Annotated in this window: 16 protein-coding genes; all 16 read left to right on the top strand. The window is 63.3% G+C overall.

Annotated features, from left to right (window positions below; genetic code table 11):
* Positions 1 to 211: 211 nt before the first annotated feature.
* The 16 genes from lepA to E0E00_RS08125 all read left to right on the top strand — a co-directional run bounded on the left by lepA (position 212) and on the right by E0E00_RS08125 (position 20,169).
* The gene (gene lepA, locus E0E00_RS08050; RefSeq protein WP_130812016.1) at positions 212 to 2,023 is read left to right on the top strand and encodes a translation elongation factor 4; all 1,812 of its coding nucleotides are present in this window, start codon (positions 212 to 214) and stop codon (positions 2,021 to 2,023) included.
* Positions 2,020 to 3,081: a tRNA-dihydrouridine synthase gene (locus tag E0E00_RS08055; RefSeq protein WP_130812017.1), complete on the top strand. Its 1,062-nt coding sequence runs from the start codon at positions 2,020 to 2,022 to the stop codon at positions 3,079 to 3,081. The genes lepA and E0E00_RS08055 overlap by 4 nt, the downstream gene beginning before the upstream one ends.
* On the top strand, positions 3,074 to 4,354 hold the full coding sequence (locus E0E00_RS08060; protein WP_242622192.1) for a coproporphyrinogen-III oxidase family protein: 1,281 nt from the start codon (positions 3,074 to 3,076) through the stop codon (positions 4,352 to 4,354). The genes E0E00_RS08055 and E0E00_RS08060 overlap by 8 nt, the downstream gene beginning before the upstream one ends.
* A 158-nt stretch (positions 4,355 to 4,512) precedes the next feature.
* Positions 4,513 to 5,001, top strand: a complete 489-nt coding sequence (locus E0E00_RS08065) for a dCMP deaminase family protein (RefSeq protein ID WP_130812019.1) — start codon at positions 4,513 to 4,515, stop codon at positions 4,999 to 5,001.
* 143 nt (positions 5,002 to 5,144) lie between these two features.
* The gene (locus E0E00_RS08070) at positions 5,145 to 6,260 is read left to right on the top strand and encodes a DnaJ domain-containing protein (RefSeq protein WP_130812020.1); all 1,116 of its coding nucleotides are present in this window, start codon (positions 5,145 to 5,147) and stop codon (positions 6,258 to 6,260) included.
* Positions 6,261 to 6,406: 146 nt separating this feature from the next.
* Positions 6,407 to 7,666 carry a molecular chaperone DnaJ gene (dnaJ, locus tag E0E00_RS08075; protein ID WP_130812021.1) on the top strand — a complete coding sequence of 420 codons (1,260 nt, stop codon included), beginning with the start codon at positions 6,407 to 6,409 and terminating at the stop codon, positions 7,664 to 7,666.
* The gene (locus tag E0E00_RS08080) at positions 7,663 to 9,030 is read left to right on the top strand and encodes a MiaB/RimO family radical SAM methylthiotransferase (protein ID WP_130812022.1); all 1,368 of its coding nucleotides are present in this window, start codon (positions 7,663 to 7,665) and stop codon (positions 9,028 to 9,030) included. Before dnaJ ends, E0E00_RS08080 begins: the two co-directional genes overlap by 4 nt.
* Positions 9,031 to 9,143: 113 nt before the next feature.
* Positions 9,144 to 10,142, top strand: coding sequence for a PhoH family protein (locus E0E00_RS08085; protein ID WP_130812023.1), 999 nt, complete (start codon positions 9,144 to 9,146; stop codon positions 10,140 to 10,142).
* Positions 10,126 to 10,635, top strand: coding sequence for an rRNA maturation RNase YbeY (gene ybeY, locus E0E00_RS08090; RefSeq protein ID WP_130812024.1), 510 nt, complete (start codon positions 10,126 to 10,128; stop codon positions 10,633 to 10,635). The genes E0E00_RS08085 and ybeY overlap by 17 nt, the downstream gene beginning before the upstream one ends.
* Positions 10,632 to 11,009, top strand: coding sequence for a diacylglycerol kinase family protein (locus E0E00_RS08095; RefSeq protein WP_130812025.1), 378 nt, complete (start codon positions 10,632 to 10,634; stop codon positions 11,007 to 11,009). Before ybeY ends, E0E00_RS08095 begins: the two co-directional genes overlap by 4 nt.
* 39 nt (positions 11,010 to 11,048) lie before the next feature.
* Positions 11,049 to 11,966, top strand: a complete 918-nt coding sequence (era, locus tag E0E00_RS08100; protein WP_130812026.1) for a GTPase Era — start codon at positions 11,049 to 11,051, stop codon at positions 11,964 to 11,966.
* Between the two features lie 13 nt (positions 11,967 to 11,979).
* Positions 11,980 to 12,729 carry a DNA repair protein RecO gene (gene recO, locus E0E00_RS08105; protein ID WP_130812027.1) on the top strand — a complete coding sequence of 250 codons (750 nt, stop codon included), beginning with the start codon at positions 11,980 to 11,982 and terminating at the stop codon, positions 12,727 to 12,729.
* Between the two features lie 56 nt (positions 12,730 to 12,785).
* Positions 12,786 to 15,476 (top strand): glycosyltransferase, encoded by a 2,691-nt coding sequence (locus E0E00_RS08110; protein WP_165443623.1) that lies wholly within the window; start codon positions 12,786 to 12,788, stop codon positions 15,474 to 15,476.
* A 66-nt stretch (positions 15,477 to 15,542) separates the two neighbouring features.
* The gene (locus tag E0E00_RS08115) at positions 15,543 to 17,291 is read left to right on the top strand and encodes a L,D-transpeptidase (protein WP_165443624.1); all 1,749 of its coding nucleotides are present in this window, start codon (positions 15,543 to 15,545) and stop codon (positions 17,289 to 17,291) included.
* A gap of 163 nt (positions 17,292 to 17,454) precedes the next feature.
* Positions 17,455 to 17,733, top strand: coding sequence for a 30S ribosomal protein S15 (gene rpsO, locus E0E00_RS08120; protein ID WP_130812030.1), 279 nt, complete (start codon positions 17,455 to 17,457; stop codon positions 17,731 to 17,733).
* 168 nt (positions 17,734 to 17,901) lie between these two features.
* Positions 17,902 to 20,169: a polyribonucleotide nucleotidyltransferase gene (locus tag E0E00_RS08125; RefSeq protein ID WP_130812031.1), complete on the top strand. Its 2,268-nt coding sequence runs from the start codon at positions 17,902 to 17,904 to the stop codon at positions 20,167 to 20,169.
* The last annotated feature ends 276 nt before the right edge of the window (positions 20,170 to 20,445 follow it).

Below are 20,445 nucleotides of genomic sequence, written 5' to 3' on the forward strand. Positions count from 1 at the left end.
CGATTCTTGGGCTTTGGGCATTCATCGGGCAAACTTCACATGTCGGGAGTCGTTGGGGCTTGGCATCTGCACCTGTTGGCGGTGCCTTTTCGCGAAGCAGGCAATCGCGACCGCGGGCCAGTAGGACCTGAATTCGAGAGAAAGCGATGAACTCCGGCCTCCAGCGGTTGGCTCAGGCGAGACGTGCGGGGCATGCGCTATGATGTCTCGCATGAAGACGACACACACCTCACACATCCGCAACTTCTCGATTGTTGCGCACATAGACCACGGCAAGTCGACCATCTCGGACCGCATCCTGGAGCTCACCCACACGGTGGACGAGCGCGACATGGCCGACCAGCTCCTCGATACCATGGACATCGAGCGCGAGCGCGGCATCACCATCAAGTCGAATGCCGTGCGCATAGTCTACGATGCCGATGACGGGGAGTCCTACCAGCTCAACCTCATCGACACGCCGGGACACGTCGACTTTACCTACGAGGTCTCCCGTTCGCTTGCCGCCTGCGAGGGCGCGGTTCTCGTCGTCGATGCCACGCAGGGCGTGGAGGCGCAGACAGTCTCCAACGCGACGCTGGCCATGAATGCCAACCTCGACATCGTGCCTGCCATCAACAAGATCGACCTACCATCGGCCCATCCCGAGGAGGTCAAGAAGGAGATCGAGGAGGACCTGGCCATCCCGGCAGAGGATGCCGTGCTTGTATCGGGCAAGACCGGCGAGGGCATCCATGACCTGCTCGAGGCCATCGTCTATCTCGTCTCACCTCCCAAGGGCGATGCTACGGCGCCGCTCAAGGCCCTTATCCTGGACTCGTATTTCGACGAGTACAGGGGCGTCGTAGCCACGGTGCGCGTCTTTGATGGCAGCATCAGGAGGGGCGACCACCTGCGCATGATGGCGCTCGGTGACACGTTTCTCTGTGATGGCGTGGGTTGCAAGCGCCCCGTCGAGACGCCGCTTGACGAGCTGGGCGTGGGCGAGGTGGGCTACGTGGTCACGGGCCTCAAGGACCCCGCGCTGGTCAAGACCGGTGACACGATCACCTCTGAGGAGCGCCCCTGTGCCGAGGCATGCCCCGGCTACCACGAGGCAAAGCCCATGGTCTTCACGGGCCTTTTCCCCATCGACAACAAGCAGTACGAGAACCTTCGGGACGCCCTCGAGAAGCTCAGGGTGAACGACCCCTCGCTCATCTGGTCGCCCGAGACGAGCGTTGCCCTTGGCTTTGGCTTCCGTGTGGGATTCCTCGGCCTTCTTCACATGGAGGTCGTGAAGGAGCGCCTTGAGCGCGAGTTTGGCCTCGACCTTATCGCCACGTCACCCTCCGTCGACTATCACGTGTTCAAGACCGATGGCGAGATGATCGACATCACGAGCCCTCAGGACCTTCCGGACGTAACCCGCATAGGCCACATCGAAGAGCCCTACCTCAAGGCAAAGGTCATTGTCCCACCAGATTACATGGGTGCCGTGATGCAGCTTGTGGTCGACCATCGTGGCGAGACGAGCGACATGGTCTACCTCTCGGAGAAGTCCGTCGAGATCCACTTTGACATCCCGCTGGCCGAGCTGATCTTGGACTTCTTTGATCAGCTCAAGAGCCGTACCAAGGGTTACGCGTCACTCGACTACGAGATTGGCGACTACCGCACCAGCGACCTCGTGAAGCTCGACATTCTCCTTTCGGGCGAGCAAGTCGACGCCCTCTCGTTCATCGTCCCACGAGACCGTGCCTACGATATGGCGCGCAGCCTGTGTGACAAGCTCAAGGAGATCATCCCGCGCCAGCAGTTCGAGGTGCCCATTCAGGGGGCCATTGGCAACAAGATCATCGCGCGCTCCACGGTCAAGGCGGTGCGCAAGGACGTTCTCGCCAAATGCTACGGTGGCGACATCTCGCGCAAGCGCAAGCTTCTCGAGAAGCAGAAGGAAGGCAAGAGGCGCATGAAGTCCATCGGCTCTGTCGAGGTGCCGCAGGAGGCCTTCCTTGCCGTCCTCAAGGTGGATGACGAATGACGCCTTCCCAAGTTCTGGCCGAATGGGGGCCGACAGCTGGGCTTTTGGGCGAGTTGCCGCCTGTCCCCATGGCAGCGGGTGGACTCGGCCTCAAGTCGAGGTTGGGGAACAACCCCCTTCTCATGGCTCCCATGGCGGGCGTGTCTGACGCGGCATACCGAACCATGGCACGCGCGGGTGGAGCGGGCCTTGCCTACACCGAGATGGTCTCATGCGCAGGGCTGCACTTCGGTGGCGAGAAGACCTGGGAACTCGTGGACCCTGCCGAGACGGAATACGACGTTGCGGTGCAGCTGTTTGGATCAAAGCCGGAGTTCTTCCGCGAGGCAGCTGCGAGTGTCGTCGAGCGCCTGGGGGACCGCCTTGCCCTCATTGATGTCAACATGGCCTGTCCCGTCCCCAAGGTGACCAAGAAGGGCGAAGGGTCCGCCCTCCTGGATGACCTCGGGCTGTCAGGCAGGCTTGTGCGCGCCTGCATCGAAGGGACGGGCGGAGCCGTGCCGGTGACAGTGAAGATTCGTCGTGGCAGGCGTATGGGCGAGGAGGTCGCTCCGGACTTCGCCCGTGCCATGGAGGACGCTGGGGCCTCTGCCATCGCCGTCCACGGCCGCTTTGCCAATCAGCTCTACCACGGCGAGGCCGATTGGGACTGCGTTCGTCGCGTGGCCGACGCGGTGAGCGTGCCCGTCATTGGATCGGGAGACGTCTCGTCTGCCTCGGCTGCGGCGCGGATGCTCTCCGAGACCGGTGTGGGGGCCGTGATGATCGCCCGGGGAAGCTATGGCAACCCGTGGATCTTTGGGGATGCGGCAGCAATTCTCGCAGGAGAGGGGCCGCGTGTCCACGACTCGCGCGAGAAGATTGCCGCGTTTCGCTGCCATGTGCGCCTCCTTGCTGCAACGAGCGCACATCTCAAGCGTGCGCGAAGCCTCGCTGGGTGGTACCTGCGCGGCATGCCGGAGGCGGCACGGGTCCGCGGCATGGCAGTAACCTGCCGGACCCTTGACGACTACCTTGCCGTGGCAGATGCCGCGGAACGGATGCTCCAAGATGCCTGACGGGTACGGGCTCGGGCGGAGTGCCGGCTGGTCCGAGCGCCTTCACGCCACAGGTGCAGATGCCCTCTACCTGCATGTGCCTTTCTGTGCCAAGAAGTGCGCATACTGTGACTTTGCCTCCTGGGCGACGCCACGTGGCGACGGCTTGTCGCAGCCCTATGCCCAAGCGCTGGCAGAGCAAGTGGAGCAGGTTGCGTCTCTCGGCTTTCTCGGAAGGTGCGAGACTGCCTACATTGGCGGTGGCACGCCCACGTTCCTAGGCAAGGGGCTGGGGGGCCTTGTTCGACGCGTCACCGCCGACGCTCCCGGGCTTTGCGAGCTTACGTGCGAGGCAAACCCAGACTCCCTGACCGATGGGGTTCTCGCTGACATTGCGTCGGCCGGAGCCACTAGGATTTCCATGGGCGTACAGAGCCTTTGCGATGCCGAGCTTGTCGAGCTTAGCAGAATCCACGATGCAGAACAGGCCCGCAACCGCGTCCGGGCTGCCGTCTTGAGCGGGCTTGACGTCTCCTGCGACCTCATGTGCGCCATACCGCGCCAGATGCCTGCCTCGTGGCGGACCACTCTCGAGGAGGCTGCCTCGCTGGGCGTTGGGCACGTGAGCATCTACCCCCTCCAAATAGAGGGGGGCACCACTCTTGCGAGAAGAGTCGGTGATGAGCAACCCATATGGAACTCTCCAGACGTGCAAGCCTCCAGGATGAAACAAGCTCAAGTTGAGCTTGAGGATTATGGCTTTCACAGGTACGAAGTGGCAAGCTATGCCCGTTCGGCTGACAAGGAGTGCCTGCATAACCAGGTGTACTGGACAGGCAGGCCCTATTTGGGTCTGGGTAGTGGGGCTGCATCGATGCTCACTGCCGAGGGTTATCTCAGGCTTCTTGAGGCCTGCCCTCAACTTGGGCCTCTACCTGACGGAATGACTCGCGTACGACTCAAGGTTCTTTCCGGAAGAGATGAGATTTCCAATAACCGTGGCCTCGCGTCTCTCTCGTTTGAAGAGGAGTTCCTCACCGAACGTCAGGCGGTGGCCGAGGACCTCATGCTCGGCGCGCGCCTTGCGCGTGGCCTTGACGCGGGACTCGTCTCGTATGCTCGCAGCATCCTCGCCCCATCTCTTGATGAGAGGCTGGAGCGCCTTGTGGGGGAGGGGCGTCTTGACGACTCGCTCGCCCCAACCGAAAAGGGCTGGCTTTTGGGCAACGAGCTCTACGGCGGGCTGTGGGACCTGGCGGGGGATACCGAGACGCTGGTGAGACGCAGCCCCTAGGCATTGCGGGTGGAATGGCCCTTGCAGGCGGACTTCCAGTTACCACGACCCACCGTCGGAACGTAAACATCTTGATTTGTCGGCTCCCTCACGGCATGCTAGGCCAAATTGCAATCTACGTCCTCTCCTTTGGGGCGACCGAACTAGAAGGGAACACCATGGCTGGCGAGCGAACAGACGTTATCTCTTGGGATGAGTTCTTCATGCGGGTTGCCATTGCGGCGAGCCTGAGGAGCAAAGATCCCAACACGCAGGTAGGGGCCTGCATCGCGGACACGAACCACAGGATCCTCTCCGTGGGCTACAACGGGACGCCCTCGGCGCTTGCCGACGCAGACTTCCCCTGGGGCACTTCGAGCGACCCCTTGCACGATAAGCACAGCTACGTTATCCACGCTGAGGCAAACGCCATTCTCAACTATCGAGGTTCGCTCAAGGACATGGCCGGAGCCACCGTCTACGTGACGCTCTTCCCATGCCACGAGTGCGCCAAGACACTCGTCCAGGCGGGTGTCGGCGAGGTCGTCTACCTGGATGACAAGTACGATGGCACCGAGGACAACCTCATCTCCAAGCACGTGCTCGACGAGTGTGGAGTGACCTATCGTCCCATCGGCATCGACCTCTCCGCGGCCTCGTGCCGGTAGTGGGACATGGGGACAGCCCCCTTGCCTCATGGTAAATGCGTTGGGCCGTGTCCCCGCCCTGTATAGAAATACCGCCTTCCGGCTACAATCGTGCGAAGTCGGACCCATCGAGGGCCCGCCCCAATCTCGGCAGGAGACTTCGCATGGCTTCGATGAACGACAAGGACTACTACGCAATCCTCGGCGTCGACAAGGACGCCTCGACGGAGGACATCCGTAAGGCCTTCCAGCAGAAGGCCCGCAAGCTTCACCCTGACGTCAACAAGGCTCCCGACGCCGAGGAGAAGTTCAAGGAGGTCTCGGAGGCATATGCCGTTCTCTCCGATTCCGAGAAGCGCTCCCGCTACGATGCCATGCGCTCGGGCTCGCCGTTTTCGGGTCCCACGGGTTCTACGGGCTCGCCCTATGCTGGCGGTTACGGCGGGGGAGACCCCTTTGGCTGGGGCTTCCCGTTTGGCACCAACGGGTATGCCCGTCGCTCCTCCACGCGTGGCCGATCTCGCTCCTACAACCCGCGCGTGGGTTCGGATGTGGTCTTTGACCTCACGGTTGATGCCGCCACGGCCCAGAAGGGCGCCAGCCGCGGCGTCACCTACCAGCGCTATGCCGCGTGCGAGGTCTGCCAGGGTAAGGGCTCCGTCCAGACCGAGCATTCGGAGACCTGCCCCACCTGCCACGGTACGGGACGCATCTCGGTGGATCTCACCGGCCTCTTCGGCTTTGGCGTCATGGACATGGAGTGCCCGGAGTGCGAGGGTACCGGCCGCGTGGTCGCAGACCCCTGCGAGGCCTGTGGTGGCTCGGGGCGCGTCCTCACGGCGAGCGAGGTCGTGGTGAACGTCCCTGCGGGCTCCCACGATGGCGACCTCATCCGCGTAAAGGGCATGGGCAACGCGGGAACCAACGGCTCGGCATCGGGCGACTTTGTCTGCAGGGTCGTGGTCCCGGAGGAGCGCCTCGATCCCTATCAGGCCATGGGCTTCCAGATTCTCGGCTTTGACGTGCCGTTCCTTGTCTTTGGCGCGCTCGCGAACACGCTTTCGGGGCTTCTTGCGTTCATCGTTGTCATTGCGGTGGTGGGTGCCGTCTTCGTGGTGCGTGGCGGCGGCTTCAAGAGCAATTCGCACTGGTGGAGAAACGCTCTTGCCTCCCTGGGCAACGGAGCTACCACTGGCCTACTCATCGCCCTGCTCACGGTGTCGATGTTCTCGTGCACGGCGGCAAGCCCAGGCACGAGGTACTACGGCTTTCTCTGGTAGGTCAAGGCAACTTGCGCCCCCGGCTTTTTCTCGCGTTCATCGGGCGTGCCTTTGGGTAGAGAAGACCCTTGTACGCGCTGCTACGGCGGTGCCATGTCTGCAGGTTTTGGCCCCGGGGTTGGGGTGGCATCGGGAGTTTGGTGAGATTGGATTCGAAGAAGGACTACTACGAGGTCCTTGGCGTGCCTCGTGATGCGGACGCAAAGACGATAAAGAGGGCTTTTCTCAAGAAGGCACGGGTGCTCCATCCCGACGTCTCCGACGACCCCGATGCCGAGGAGAAGTTCAAGGAGGTCAACCAGGCCTATTCGGTCCTCTCCGACGAGCGCAGGCGCGCGAACTACGACCGCTATGGCGACGAGAACGGTCCTGCCGGCTTTGGCTCGGACTATGTCGACATGTCCGACATCTTCAACGGGTCGGGCTTTGGCATCAACGACATCTTCGACTCCTTCTTTGGCGGCGGCGCCTCGGGCGGCACTTCTCGTGTGTCTCGTACGCGCGGCCGCGACATGGGGATCCGTCTCACGGTGACGCTTGCCGAGGCGGCAGCCGGTGTGACCAAGACCATTGCCTATGACCGTTTGGCCCCGTGCGACGACTGCGGCGGTACGGGTGTTGCCGAGGGCGGACGCGAGCGCATCTGCGACCGCTGCCACGGCACCGGCCGTGTCATCGAGGTCCAACGTACCATCTTTGGCCAGATGCAAACCCAGACCACCTGCCCCGTGTGCCATGGATCCGGCAAGGTCGTCGACAAGCCCTGCGAGACGTGCGAGGGCCAAGGCCGTACCCCGTCGCGCGAGGCCGTCGAGGTCAAGGTACCCGCAGGCGTCCACTCCGGCCAGACCATCCGCGTTTCGGGCAAGGGCGAGGCGGGCGTTCGTGGTGACGTCTCCGGTGACCTTGTCGTGAGCATCGAGGTTGCCCAGGACGAGCGTTTCGAGCGCCAGGGAGACGACCTCTACACCACCGTGCGCGTGGATGCCCTTGAGGCCATCGTAGGCACTACGGTGACGGTCGACGGCATCATGAAGGGCGAGCGCGTCAAGGTCGAGATTCCCGCAGGATGCCAGTATGGCCAACAGATCAGGGTCGAGCGCCGTGGCATGCCGCGTCAGGGCATGATCTCTCGCGGGAGCCTTATCGCCGTGGTCCAGGTCATTGTCCCCACCGGCCTCGATAAGCGCCAGCTATTCGACATAGCTGGCATAGTCGCCGAGCGCACCCTCGGGGACGAGGGCGGCGTTGCCAGGGAGGGGGCGCGCGCCGAGGGAGAAGGTGACTCTCCCGCCAAGGACGAGGAGGCCGAGCACCTTGCCGATGAGCGCTGGACTGCCCCCAAGAACCCCTTCAAGGATGCCAAGCGAAAGTCTCGCCAGCGCGACAGGGGCGAGCACAAGTGAGCGACGGGTCGAGCGCCACGCAGCCATCCCGGGCATCGAGCACTCCTGCCCAGGTATCGGGTGTTGCATACGTAAACCTGGGCTGCCGTGTCAACCGCGTCGAGACGGACCTCATCGCCGACGAGCTCTCGCGCGCAGGTCTCGTGATGCTTCCCGAGGAGGAGGCCCAGGCCGTCGTAATCAACACCTGCGCCGTCACCGCCGAGGCGGAGGCCAAGGCCAGGAAGGCCGTGCGCCACGCAGCGTCGCTTCCCCAGGCACCTCTCATCGTGGCTACCGGCTGCGTTGCCAGCCTCTTTGCCGATGAGCTTTCCGCCCTTGCGCCAAACGTTATGGTCGAGCGGGACAAGTCGCGCGTGCCCGCCGCCGTCCTCGAGGGTCTGGGCCCCGGTGCGCTTGCCGTGGGGGATGATGGGGAACTCCTCGTCACGCGTGTCCCTGGCTCCGCCTCGGCGCCAACGCCTACTGGTCGCGCGCGTCCAGGCATAAAGATCCAGGATGGTTGCGACAACCGCTGCAGCTTCTGCATTGTGTGGAAGGCGCGAGGGGGCTCGCGCTCTGTGGGGGCGGCACGCGTGTGCGAGCTTGTGCTTCGCTCTCTCGAGCGTGGTGCCACAGAGGTCGTGCTTACGGGCATCAACCTAGGCGTCTATCGCGCCAATCTTCCGGATGGCTCTGAGGTGGGGCTGCCGGGGCTTCTCTCGTGGCTTCTTTCGGCCACGGACGTGGGCCGCATCAGACTCTCGTCCATCGAGCCTCCCGATGTCACGCCCGAGCTTCTTGCTGCCATGGCTGCCTCGGAAGGCCGTGTTGCGCCCTTCCTGCACATATGCCTTCAGTCCGGGTGCGACGCAACGCTCCGCCGCATGGCGCGCATCTATGACACGGCCCTCTTTCGCACCGCCGTTGAGCAGGTCCGCACGCTGTTGCCCCAGGTCTCGTTGGGGACGGACCTCATCGTGGGCTTTCCGGGCGAGACGGACGAGGAGTTCGAGCAGTCCCTTGCCTTCTGCCGTGAGATGGGCTTCTCTCGCATGCACGTATTCAGGTACTCGAAGCGCCCGGGTACCCCGGCCGCAACTGCGGAAGGCCAGGTAGATCCCCGCGTGATGGCCGAGAGAAGCGCTCGTGCGCGTTCCCTTGCCCGAGAGATGCGCATCGAGGCGGCCCAGCGCCTCGTGGGGGCACGTGACCTTGTCTGCGTGCAGGCACCCTTCAGGGGCGTCTCTGGCGGCCTTTTCGATGTCATCCTTGATGCCGAGGCGCCCATCGACGCGATCGTTCCCGTGTGCGTGACAGGCACCTTGCCGGACGGCACCACGCTGCTCGGGCATGCGCTCTCTGGAAACGAGAGTCCCCTGTGACGTGCCCCACGTCATTCGTTTGGCTATGATTGGTTTCTGCGGCCTGTCCCAGCGAGGGCGTCAACTGCGCGAGGCCGTTCTCACACACACGTCCGCATTCCGCCCGGAGGAGCATGGAACCCACCCGCGTCCGTCTCACGATACCCGACACCGTCGACCTTGCTGCCCTCATGGGCCCTGCTGACGGCCATCTGCGCCGCATCGAGGGCGCCTTTGACGAAGCCATGGTCGTGGTGCGCGGCAACCAGGTCCTCATCGTGGGCCCCGCGGAGCAGGTCGAGCAGGTGACTTCGGTCTTCTCGCAGCTCATCAAGGTTGTCGAAGGGGGAGATGTTCCCACCTCGGATGAGGTGGACATCCTTCTTGGCCAGGTGACGCATGGCGCGCGGGCAGACCACGGGCGCTCGGGCGACGTCATCCTCAGCCATCACGGGCGCCCGGTGGGGCCTAAGACCGCAGGGCAGCGGCGCTACGTGGAGGCCATCCGCTCGAACGCGATCACCTTTGGCGTGGGGCCCGCCGGTACGGGCAAGACGTATCTTGCCATGGCCATGGCGGTGGCCGCCCTCAAGCGTCACGAGGTGAGCCGCATCGTCCTCACACGCCCGGTTGTGGAGGCGGGGGAGTCGCTGGGGTTTCTTCCGGGTACGCTTGAGGAGAAGCTTGACCCCTACGTGCGACCGCTCTACGACGCCCTTCTCGACATGGCAGATGCCAAGAAGGTCGCCGCCTACATGGAGCAGGGCACCATCGAGATCGCGCCGCTTGCCTTCATGCGCGGCCGCACCTTTAGCGATGCCTTCGTGATTCTCGACGAGGCGCAGAACACCACGCCCCAGCAGATGAAGATGTTCCTCACCCGCATGGGCTTCTCATCGAAGTTTGTGGTCACGGGCGATGCCACGCAGCGCGACCTCGTGGGGCCGGGTGGCCTTGACCATGCGCGCGAGGTACTCTTGGGCATCGACGGCATCGAGCTTGTGGACCTCGACCGCAATGACATCGTGAGAAACGCACTGGTCGCGCGCATCGTTGACGCCTATGATCGCATGGCGGCCGGGTGCGGATCGAAGGCATCCGACAAGGGAGACGGCCATGGCAAACGAGTTTGACATCACGGCAGAGGAGGGCGTGAGCGCCCCCGTCACCGATGACGAGATCTGCGCGGACCTCAACTGCGTGCTGGCCGAGGAGGGCGTGGGTCGCGACTGCCTGGTCTCCGTCTCCATCGTGGGCGACGAGCGCATCCGCGAACTCAATGCGGAGTGGCGTGGGCGCGATGCCGCCACAGATGTCATATCACTCGAGTGCGAGCGCCCCGATGACCCCGACCTTACCTTAGACGAGCCCTGCGAGCTTGGTGACATCGTCCTCGCGCCAGACTACATCGCCCGCCAGGCAGCTCGCTTTGGGACCACGGCGGCAGACGAGTTCAGGCTGCTCTTGGTCCACGGAACCCTCCATCTCCTGGGCTACGACCACCTTGAGGACGATGAGGCCGAGGCCATGGAGGCGCGCGAGGATGCGCTTCTCGCCCTGCTCCCGCATGATGGCGCCATGCGGCCCGTCACGCTCACCAGGCATCGTGAGGAGGTAGGCGAGTGATTCCAGGGTCGAACAGCGACCACCCGTCGTTTCGCAAGAGCTTCCTCTTTGCCATTCAGGGCTTTAGGACGGCGGTGCGCACCGAGCGCAACATCAAGGTGATGATCGCCGGGGGCATCGCTGCCATTGTCGCTGGTCTCATTGTTGGCTTCGATGCCGTGAGCTGGGCAGTAGTGCTCGTATGCTGCGGGGTCGTGATTTCGGCGGAGCTTCTCAACACCGCCGTTGAGACCGTTGTCGACCTCGTGTCACCCGAGTTCCACCCGCTTGCCGGACGCGCCAAGGATATCGCTGCGGCAGCCGTGTGGATTCTCTCGATGCTCGTTGCCGTGGTGGGCATCATCGTCTTCGCAAACGCAATCTTCTTTAGGTGAGATGGACGGGGCCTAGCCCAATCCAGCAAGGGAGCAGCAATGGAGAGCAGTGCCGGGAATGCCCCGTTTAGAAGTGGCTTCGTGGCTCTTGTGGGCAGGCCAAACGTGGGTAAGTCAACGCTGGTCAACGCCTGCATGGGCGAGAAGGTCGCCATCACGAGCCCGGTGGCGCAGACCACCCGCAAACGCCTTCGTGCGGTGGTGAACACGCCTTCCTCGCAGCTGGTCATCATTGATACGCCAGGTCTCCACAAGCCCAAGGACAGCCTTGGCAAGGAGCTTAACCAGGCGGCTCTCGTCGAGCTGGCAGATGCGGATGCCGTGGCGTTTCTCGTCGATGCCACCAAGCCCGTGGGCACGGGAGACGCTTGGGTGGCACGTCACGTCGACAGATCCGAGGCGGCGTTCAAGCTCCTCGTGATTACGAAGGCCGATAAGGATACGCCCGAGCAGGTGACCTCGCAGCTCGCCGCTGCCCGCGAGCTTGCCCGCTTCGATGACGAATTGGTCATCTCCGCCCGCGAGGGCTTCAACGTCGATTCGTTCGTAAAGCTCGTCTCGGCCCATCTTCCCGAGGGCCCCAAGTGGTTCCCCGATGACATGGATACCGATGCCACACCCGAGGACTTGGTGGCAGAGTTCATCCGCGAGAAGCTCTTCCTCAACCTGCGCCAGGAGGTGCCCCACTCGATTGGCGTCATCTGCGACGACATTGAGTATGCCAAGGACGGGCACGCCTCTGTCACGGCAACGGTGCTTGTGGAGCGCGCGGGTCAGAAGGGGATCGTGGTTGGCAAGGGAGGCTCGATGGTCAAGCTCGTGGGCACCGAGGCCCGTCGTGACATCGAGCGCCTCCTTGGCTGCAAAGTCTACCTTGACCTCTCTGTGCGCGTTCATCCACAGTGGCGCCGCGATGCCAACGAGATCCGTCGTCTCGGCTATAGCGCCGAGGGCTAGGGGAGCAGCACCCATGGCTGGCCGCCGGACCCAACGTACGCGCGGAATTGTGCTCGACCATGTCAAGCTGGGTGAGCAGGACCTCATCGTGACGCTGCTCACCGCCGGCGGTGAGCAGGCGCGTGCCGTGGCAAAGGGGGCGAGAAAACCGGGGGGCCGCCTTGCCGCCCGCGTGGAGCTGTTCTCCGAGGCGGACTTTCTTCTGGCCTCGGGAAGAAACCTGGACATCGTGTCCGAGGCCGCCCTCGTGGACCCGCACGAGCGGCTACGCGGGGACCTGGAGCGCGTGAGTGCGGCGTCGGCTGCGTGCGAGGTGGCCCGCCTCACGTCCTTCGAGGACGCCGAGGACCCCTTCGTCTACCCGCTTCTCTCCCGGTCTCTCAAGGCCTTCGAGGAGACGGCCGACCAGCCCCATCTCGACATGGCCGTCGCCGCCTACGCCTTCAAGGTGCTTGCCCATGAGGGGTGGCGGCCCGAGCTCGACCACTGCATCGCCTGCGGAGACCCTGCGCCGCTGTGGTTCTCGGCTGGTGCTGGCGGTGCGCTCTGCGAGAGCTGTGCGCGAGAGGTTCCAGGCGCCGAGCCCGTCTCGTCCTCGCAGCTTGCTTGGGTGCGGGCCCTTGTCGGATCAACCTTCGACCAGCTCCTTGCGGCAGACGTTTCCGCCGAGGGCGCGCTCTGGCTTCTGGGGACAGCACACACCTGGGCGGCCACCCACCTTGACGCGCGCCTCCGGGCATTCGAGTTCATGCTTGCGCTGTGAGGGCGGCTGTGGTGCACGTACAATCAAGATGAATGCCATCGTCAGGAAGGTTCGAGATGCCACTTGTCTCAATTGTGGTTCCCGCGTACAACGTCGAAGATTACATTGGAGCTTGTTTGAGAAGTCTTCTGTCCCAAACGCTCCGTGACATTGAAGTCATTTGCGTGGATGACGCCTCGACAGATGGCACATCGAGAATCGTCCAAGAGCTAGCCAAAAGCGACTCTCGCCTTCACTATGTTCGGAACGAGCGCAACCTCAACCTGTTCGCGACGCGACACGTTGGTGTCGCGCGAACGACCGGCACGTACGTGACGTTCGTCGATGCAGACGACGAGCTTGTGCCGGAAGCTTGCGAGAGGCTCGTCGACCAGATGTCCCGCGATGAGGTGGATATACTCCACTTTGGCGTGCGCGTGGTTGCCGAACCCCGGTGTGACGAGAAGACTGTCGCTGGAATAGAGAGGACGATGAATCCCACGGAGCGCAAGCTCGAGGGAAAAGCCATTCTCTCGACGTGTTTTCTCGACTGGTCCTACGACTACAACCTCAACCACAAGCTCTACAGGGGCGACCTGGTCAGGAGGGTCCTCGGCGGCCTTGGACTTACTCCCGGGATTTCGGCAGCGGAGGACGTGGTCGAGTACTTCGCCGTGGCGCGTGAGGCCCAGACGTACCGTGCGGTCTCGCCGTCTGCGTATTATGTCTACCATATCGGGCGTGGGCAGACGGGCGCGGAGGGCATCTCGCCTGCGGGCTTCTCCAGGTCCAGCAAGCTAAAGCGCAGGTGCTGCGACGTCCTTTCCGATTATCTGATGAAGACCGGGGCGTTGGCCGACGCAACCGTCTCACGCTGCCTGGAATCCGTGTCTCGCCATGAGCTCGAGCACACCATGAACGTATGGCAGGACGAGGTCCCGCTTGAGGTGCGGCGCGAGACCCTGGAGACCGTCCTCGGCCTCTGGGATGAGCACGATGTTGCTAGGGAGCTCTATCGCTTCCTCCGCGACGACGCCTATGGCGTTGCGCATGGCGAGATGGACCAGGCCCGCCGGGCGCGCTTCCGCGAGCGTCTCGAGGTGAACAAGGTCTGCCTTGAGGAGTCCGTGCCCCAGTCCCAGCTCTGGGAAGACGCTGGGGAGCTTGACGCGATGCGCCAAAGCGCCCGTATCCATTACGACGAGTTCCTCGACGTCGTTTTGGCCGAGGAGGGCGGCTTTGCCGAATCTGCAAGTCAGATCATGGCAGCCGGGAGCCAGGAGGAACGCTGTGCGCGTCTGGATGCCGTCCTTTCTCATGGTCGGCCAGACCAGGTCTTCTCTGCGATTTTTGGCCGAATCTTCGAAGATGGGCGATTCGAGGCGATCTCTACGCTCCAAGGCGCTCGCTCCCTTGCCGTGTCGCGTCGTTCCGTCCACACCATTGCGCTCTACTACTTCCAGCTTGCCGGTGGGGGAGCGGAGGCCGTCACCATCTCGCTTGCCAGGATGTTTCTCTCCGAGGGCTACCAAGTCGTGCTCCTCTGCGACGTGCTGCCTTCCGAAGGGACAATCCCTGCTGGTACGGCCCTTGTCCGGCTGCCCGACTTCAGGTCCTCGGGACCGTCAAACTATCTCCGGCGCGCCCATGTGCTCGAGGAGGCCCTTGTCCGCCATGGGGTCGATGTTCTCGTCTACTCGCAGTGGCTGAGCCACTGCCTGGAGTGGGACCAGTTCGTGACCAAGGCGCTTGGCATCGCGTTCGTCGTTCACACGCACGGCTCGTTCACCAACCTTGTGGACCAATCCTCCGAGGACGAGCTCGCCCTTCCGGTGAACTACCGGCTCTCCGATGCGGTCGTCTGTCTCGACCAGCTCGATGCCGAGTTCTGGCGCCAGTTCAACCCACGGGTCTTCACAACCGTCAACCAGTGCTCCATATCGACCAAGGCCACGCCTCAGGCGGCGCTTTCGTCCCATGACGTCATCTGGGTTGGCCGACTCAGTGCGGAAGAGAAGCGACCTGAAGATGCCATACGCATCATCGCCAGGGTGAGAGAGACCGTACCCGATGCCCGCCTGCTGTTCGTTGGCCCCGGCGAGGAGAGCGAGGTACGCCTTCTCCACGCGCTCGCAGAGAGCGAAGGAGTCAGCGACGCCATCGAGTTTCTCGGAGCCCGTAAGGACGTGCCAGAGCTCATGCTGCGGTCCTCCGTCCACCTCATGACATCACCAAGTGAGGGATTTCCCCTGGCGGTGGCCGAGTCGAAGGCCTGTGGCGTCCCCTGCGTCATGTACGAGCTGCCCATCCGATTCTCTCGGGAGGCGCGCGGACTGGTAAGCGTGCCACAGGGAGGCGTCGACGCCGCTGCTCAGAAGACCTCTCAGCTGCTTCGTGATGACGCCCTTCGCAAGGCGATGGGAGACGAGGCGCGTAGAAGTGCGGAGGAACTGGAGGCATTTGACATCGACGGCCTCTGGAAACGGATCCTCGAGGCGTCTGTGTCCGACCATCCCGTACTTGCTGGCTCCAATGGGCTTCGACGGGAAATGCAGGAGGTTCTCTGCGGGGTCGCCTACGCCAAGGTGCTCGCTCGCAATAGGGAGCTGCATGAGAGGGGCGAGAAGATCGACGAGCTCGAGCGGAGGGTTTCTGAGCTTGGATCCGAGCTTTCCTCGCTTCAATCCTCAAGGACATATCGGGCCGGAGAGGCGATTGCCGGACCCATTCGCGCCTTCAGAAGGATTGTGGGGGAGGGCGGCAAGTAGGGGCGCCTATACTTTCTTTCAGCCTAATGCATGGCCTGGTCATCGGCGACCCCGGAGATAGCACCCATGAGATCCGTGACGGGATGTAGGAACGCGCTGCTCGTAATGGCGCTCAGCTTGGTATGCTCCCTGGGGGTCCCCTCCATGGCGCTCGCCGCCGATTCCGCAGACGCCTCGGGAAGCGAGGCCGCGGCTTCTGCGCCTGCAAGTACCGAGGTCGGGCCTGCCTACGCAAACGACGGGGAAAGCAGGGCCACTGCCTCCGATGCTGCCAGTACGGCTGTGCCCATCTGGGAGTTCTCCGGCGTATCGCTCTCCGCCTCGCGCGTGACCTCCGGCCAGACCGTGACCGTGACGCCGCAGGTTTCCGGCGACCTCGACGGCGCCACATACAACTACGTGTGGTCATACGGGGGTGGCTGGGACCTCTGGGGCTCGACCGTCCACGACACGGGGAAGGCGACCGCGGAGGCCACTGGCACGCTCTCGCTCTACCGCCCCGGCCGCTACGTGGTCTACGTTGACGTCATTGACCGCTCGGGCCAGAAGCGCACGATGTCCGCGGAACTTGAGGCCTACGACGACTCCTGGTCGCTCGACGGCGTCGTCGCCACCCCCTCCTCGGTCGTAGCCGGCGACGAGGTGACCTATGCCCCCAAGGTCTCGGGCGACACCTCTGGCTTGACCTACAACTACGTCTGGCAGTGGGAAGGCTCCTGGGCCGAGGGCGACTGGGGCTCGACCGAGCTCTACACGGGTGCCGACACCACGGAGGCCTCCCACACGGGCGCACTCGGCGCCCCGGGCCGCTACACCCTCTACGTGGACGTGGTCTCCGCCCGTGGCGAGAGACGCACGGCATCGGCCGAGGTCGTGGCGTGGGGTGTGACGGGCGTCTCCGTCTCCGGATCGGCTGCCTCCGGCTGGACGGCGCGGGCCGACCTCTTCGATGGCCGCGAAGTCTCGGGTGCGCTCTACCGCTTCCGCTGGATCTCTGCAGACGGCTCGGCCTCGGGCACGCTCAACGACTGGTCGAGCACAACTTCGGTGAGCTTTTCGTGCGACACCCTTAACTCCAGCGCAACGACCTATGAAATCTATCTCGATGTGAAGTGCCCCAACGGCAAGCAGTCGACCTTCTCTGCCGAGGTCCACAAGTCTGGTTGGTATACCTCTGGCGGGTCCTGGCATTATGCGTATGACTCCGGTTCCGACGCCACGGGTTGGGCTAGCATCAACGGCTCCTGGTACTACTTCAACGGCTACGGAGTCATGCAGACCGGTTGGCTCAACCAGGGCGGGAAGACGTACTACCTCGACCCCTCTACGGGCACAATGGCAACCGGTTTCGCCGCTGGAAGCTACTTCGACCCCGACGGCGTCTGGCTGTGCTACTCGGGCGAGGCCAGCTCTGCCGTGAACATTGCCAGGTCCGCCGGCAGCCCCACCAATTACCTTTTACTCATCGACAACTCGAACTGCACGACCTGGGTCTTCAAGTGGGTCAACGGCGATTGGTGTGCCATTTACAAGTGGATTTGCTCGCCTGGAAAAGCATCGACTCCCACGGTCCGCGGCACGTATTCCATTGGGTCTCGTGGCTACAGCTTTGGCAACGGATTCACCTGCTACTACTGGATTCAGTTCTATGGCAACTACCTGTTCCACTCCGTCCTGTACTATCAGGGCACCCGCTCTGTGATGGACGGGACGCTTGGGGTTCCGGCTTCGCACGGATGCGTGCGTCTCGACATCAACAACGCGTACTGGATTAACCGGAACATCCCAACTGGGACCAGGGTCTACAGCTACTAGCTGCATCAGCTAGGCACCTCGTATGCGGCGATTGTGTGGGTGCGATTGCAGCTGCGAGGTGCGTGCTATCATACCTAGGTCATTACCCCGCACCTAGCGGCCCGCCAACTGCCTGGCGACCGACCCAGTCCGGGGCGAATACGCAGAGCGAAAGGGGTTCCACATGGCAGTTACCAAGGAGCGCAAGGCCGAGCTCGTCAAGCAGTATGGCAAGGACGAGAAGGATTCCGGTTCCGCAGCCGTTCAGGTTGCACTGCTCACCGAGCGCATCAAGGGCCTCACCGAGCACATGAAGTCTCACAAGAAGGACTTCCATACCCGTCGTGGCCTGCTCATGCTCGTCGGCAAGCGTCGTCGCCTGCTCTCCTATATCAAGGCCCAGGACATTGAGGAGTACCGTTCCCTCATCAAGAGCCTCGGCATCCGCGATAACATCCAGTAAGTGTCTTACGGGGCGCCTTCGGGCGCCCCTTGTATGTGCGCCCGAGAGAAGCGAGGGCGTGCCGCGGGCGTGCGATGCGTCGCACACGGTTTTTGTTCTCCGCGCGTGGTGCGGAGGCTCGCTAGACGGCCCGCCTGCAATGGGGCAGGCGGAGATAAGAGGAAACGTATGACAAAGGTTACACACGAGTTCGACCTCTACGGAAAGCACTACGCTCTCGAGGCAGGCGAACTCGCGAAGCAGGCCACGGGTGCCTGTCTGGTGAAGAGCGGGGACTCCACCGTCCTCGTCACCGCCGTCGTCTCGAAGGAGCGCAAGGACTACGACTTCTTCCCCCTGACGGTCGACTTCATCGAGAAGATGTACGCCGTGGGCCGCATTCCCGGGGGCTACCTCAAGCGTGAGGCAAGACCCTCCGAGAAGGCCACCCTCACGGCCCGCATGATTGACCGCCCGCTGCGTCCGTCCTTCCCCGACGGCTTCCGTAACGAGGTCCAGGTCGTGGCCACCCCGCTCGTGGCCAATCAGACCCACTCCGTCGACACCATCTGCGTGATGGGCGCCTCCGCCGCCCTCACGATCGGCGGCGTGCCCTTCGAGGGGCCGCTCGCATGCGTGCGCATTGGTCGCAACCCCGAGACCGGTGAGTTTCTCGTGAACCCCACCTACGAGGAACGGGATGCCTCCGACCTTGACCTTGAGCTTGCCGGCTCTTCCACCTTCATCTCGATGCTCGAGGCGGGTGCCAAGGAGATCAGCGAGGAGGACATGCTCGCTGCCATGGCCTTTGGTCAGGAGGCCATCGCCGCCTTCTGCGAGGAGGAGAAGAAGTTCTTCGCCAAGTGGGAGGAGGCCAACGGTGCGATCGCCAGGAAGGAGTACGTGCTCGACGAGCCCATCCCCGAGGTCCACGACCGCATCTTTGCTCACTTTGACGAGATGAGCGCCGCCCTGAAGGATGCAGACAAGCTCTCCCGCATGAGCAAGGTCGAGGCACTCAAGGGCTCCATCAAGGCCGAGTTCACCGAGGACGAGCAGGCTCAGTGGAGCCGTTCTATTGCCGTAGAGCTCAAGGGGCTCGAGAAGCACGCCATGCGCAAGATGGTCGTGGAGACTGGCGAGCGCGTCGATGGCCGTGCTCCCACCGAGATTCGTCCGATCATGGTCAAGCCCGACTATCTACCGCTGGTCCACGGCTCTGGCCTCTTCCAGCGCGGCCAGACCCAGGTCCTCTCCATCTGCACCCTGGGGATGCTCAACGAATGGCAGCGTCTTGACACCATCGAGCCCGTCGACGGCAAGCGCTACATCCACCACTACAACTTCCCACCCTTCTGCACCGGCGAGACCGGTCGCATGGGCAGCCCCAAGCGCCGCGAGATTGGCCACGGCGCGCTTGCCGAGCGCGCCCTGCTCCCGGTGATTCCCACCGAGGAGGAGTTCCCCTATACCATCCGCGTGGTCTCCGAGGTCATGGAGTCCAACGGCTCCAGCTCGATGGCTTCCACCTGCGGCTCCACACTTGCGCTCATGGATGCGGGCGTGCCCATCAAGCGCCCGGTCTCAGGTGTTGCCATGGGCCTTATCCAGGAGGAGGGCAAGACCGTTGTCCTCACCGACATCCAGGGCCTCGAGGACTTCCTCGGCGACATGGACTTCAAGGTGACGGGCACCACCAAGGGCATCACGGCAATGCAGATGGACAACAAGGCCACCGGCCTCACGCCCGAGATTCTTCGCAAGGCGCTCATGCAGGCGCACGAGGGCCGCATGTTCATCCTCGACAAGATGCTCGAGCAGATTCCTGCACCGCGCGAGCACGCCAAGGACACTGCGCCCCAGATCATCAGCCTCCAGATCCCCACGGACAAGATCCGCGACGTCATTGGCTCCGGCGGCAAGGTCATCCGCGGTATCCAGGAGGACACGGGTGCCACGGTTGACATCCAGGAGGACGGCACGGTCTTCATCGCCGGTACCAACGGCGCGGGCGAGGCTGCCGCAGAGCGCATCAAGGCCATCGTCAAGGTTCCCGAGGCGGGGGAGGAGTACACCGGTCGCGTTGTGGGCATCCAGCCCTTTGGTGCCTTTGTCGAGCTCTTGCCTGGCAAGGACGGCCTGCTCCACATCTCTCGCGTCGCGAAGGGCCGTGTCGACAAGGTCGAGGACGTGCTCAACATCGGTGACGAGGTCAAGGTCACGGTTCTTGAGGTCGACGAGAAGGGCAAGATTTCCCTCGACCGTCTCGACAAGCCCGAGGCTCCTGCCGGCTCTGGTCACGCGGGACACGGCGAGAGCAACGGCGGCGAGCGTTCCAGCGAGCATCGCACCCGCGCGCGTCGTCACCCTGGTGATCGCGGCGAGCGCTCTGGTCGCCCCAACAATGGTGGCGAGTTCGGCGAGAAGCGCCAGCCGCGCCGTCACCACGAGGCGTAGGTCCTGGCAGCGTCTCTCGGCAATTCTCGGCAGCACGGCTTGCGAGGCCGACTGGGCATCCCGGTCGGCCTTTTCTTTATGTGATGCGGGTGCCGTTGCTTCTCATGCCAACTCTTGTCCTTGCGATTGTGCGGCCCGTACAATCGTCAGTTCCACACAATCATTCTGCCCTGGTGTCGCCCTCCAGTCCCTCTCCGCAATCATGATGGAGCCTCAGCACGCTTCCCCTGGCTTGGTTACAATGGAGAAGCCGCTGTCCCGGCGCGTCGGCCCTCG

This window comes from Olsenella sp. Marseille-P4559 (assembly GCF_900605015.1).
Classification (GTDB): domain Bacteria; phylum Actinomycetota; class Coriobacteriia; order Coriobacteriales; family Atopobiaceae; genus Tractidigestivibacter.

What these genes read in the sequence shown, in the direction of transcription:
- lepA (WP_130812016.1), top strand. Translation starts at nt 212, where the DNA reads ATGAAGACGACACACACCTCACACATCCGCAACTTCTCGATTGTTGCG.
- ybeY (WP_130812024.1), top strand. Translation starts at nt 10,126, where the DNA reads ATGGCAAACGAGTTTGACATCACGGCAGAGGAGGGCGTGAGCGCCCCC.
- E0E00_RS08070 (WP_130812020.1), top strand. Translation starts at nt 5,145, where the DNA reads ATGGCTTCGATGAACGACAAGGACTACTACGCAATCCTCGGCGTCGAC.
- E0E00_RS08055 (WP_130812017.1), top strand. Translation starts at nt 2,020, where the DNA reads ATGACGCCTTCCCAAGTTCTGGCCGAATGGGGGCCGACAGCTGGGCTT.
- E0E00_RS08125 (WP_130812031.1), top strand. Translation starts at nt 17,902, where the DNA reads ATGACAAAGGTTACACACGAGTTCGACCTCTACGGAAAGCACTACGCT.
- E0E00_RS08110 (WP_165443623.1), top strand. Translation starts at nt 12,786, where the DNA reads ATGCCACTTGTCTCAATTGTGGTTCCCGCGTACAACGTCGAAGATTAC.
- recO (WP_130812027.1), top strand. Translation starts at nt 11,980, where the DNA reads ATGGCTGGCCGCCGGACCCAACGTACGCGCGGAATTGTGCTCGACCAT.
- era (WP_130812026.1), top strand. Translation starts at nt 11,049, where the DNA reads ATGGAGAGCAGTGCCGGGAATGCCCCGTTTAGAAGTGGCTTCGTGGCT.
- rpsO (WP_130812030.1), top strand. Translation starts at nt 17,455, where the DNA reads ATGGCAGTTACCAAGGAGCGCAAGGCCGAGCTCGTCAAGCAGTATGGC.
- E0E00_RS08115 (WP_165443624.1), top strand. Translation starts at nt 15,543, where the DNA reads ATGAGATCCGTGACGGGATGTAGGAACGCGCTGCTCGTAATGGCGCTC.
- E0E00_RS08085 (WP_130812023.1), top strand. Translation starts at nt 9,144, where the DNA reads ATGGAACCCACCCGCGTCCGTCTCACGATACCCGACACCGTCGACCTT.
- E0E00_RS08060 (WP_242622192.1), top strand. Translation starts at nt 3,074, where the DNA reads ATGCCTGACGGGTACGGGCTCGGGCGGAGTGCCGGCTGGTCCGAGCGC.
- E0E00_RS08065 (WP_130812019.1), top strand. Translation starts at nt 4,513, where the DNA reads ATGGCTGGCGAGCGAACAGACGTTATCTCTTGGGATGAGTTCTTCATG.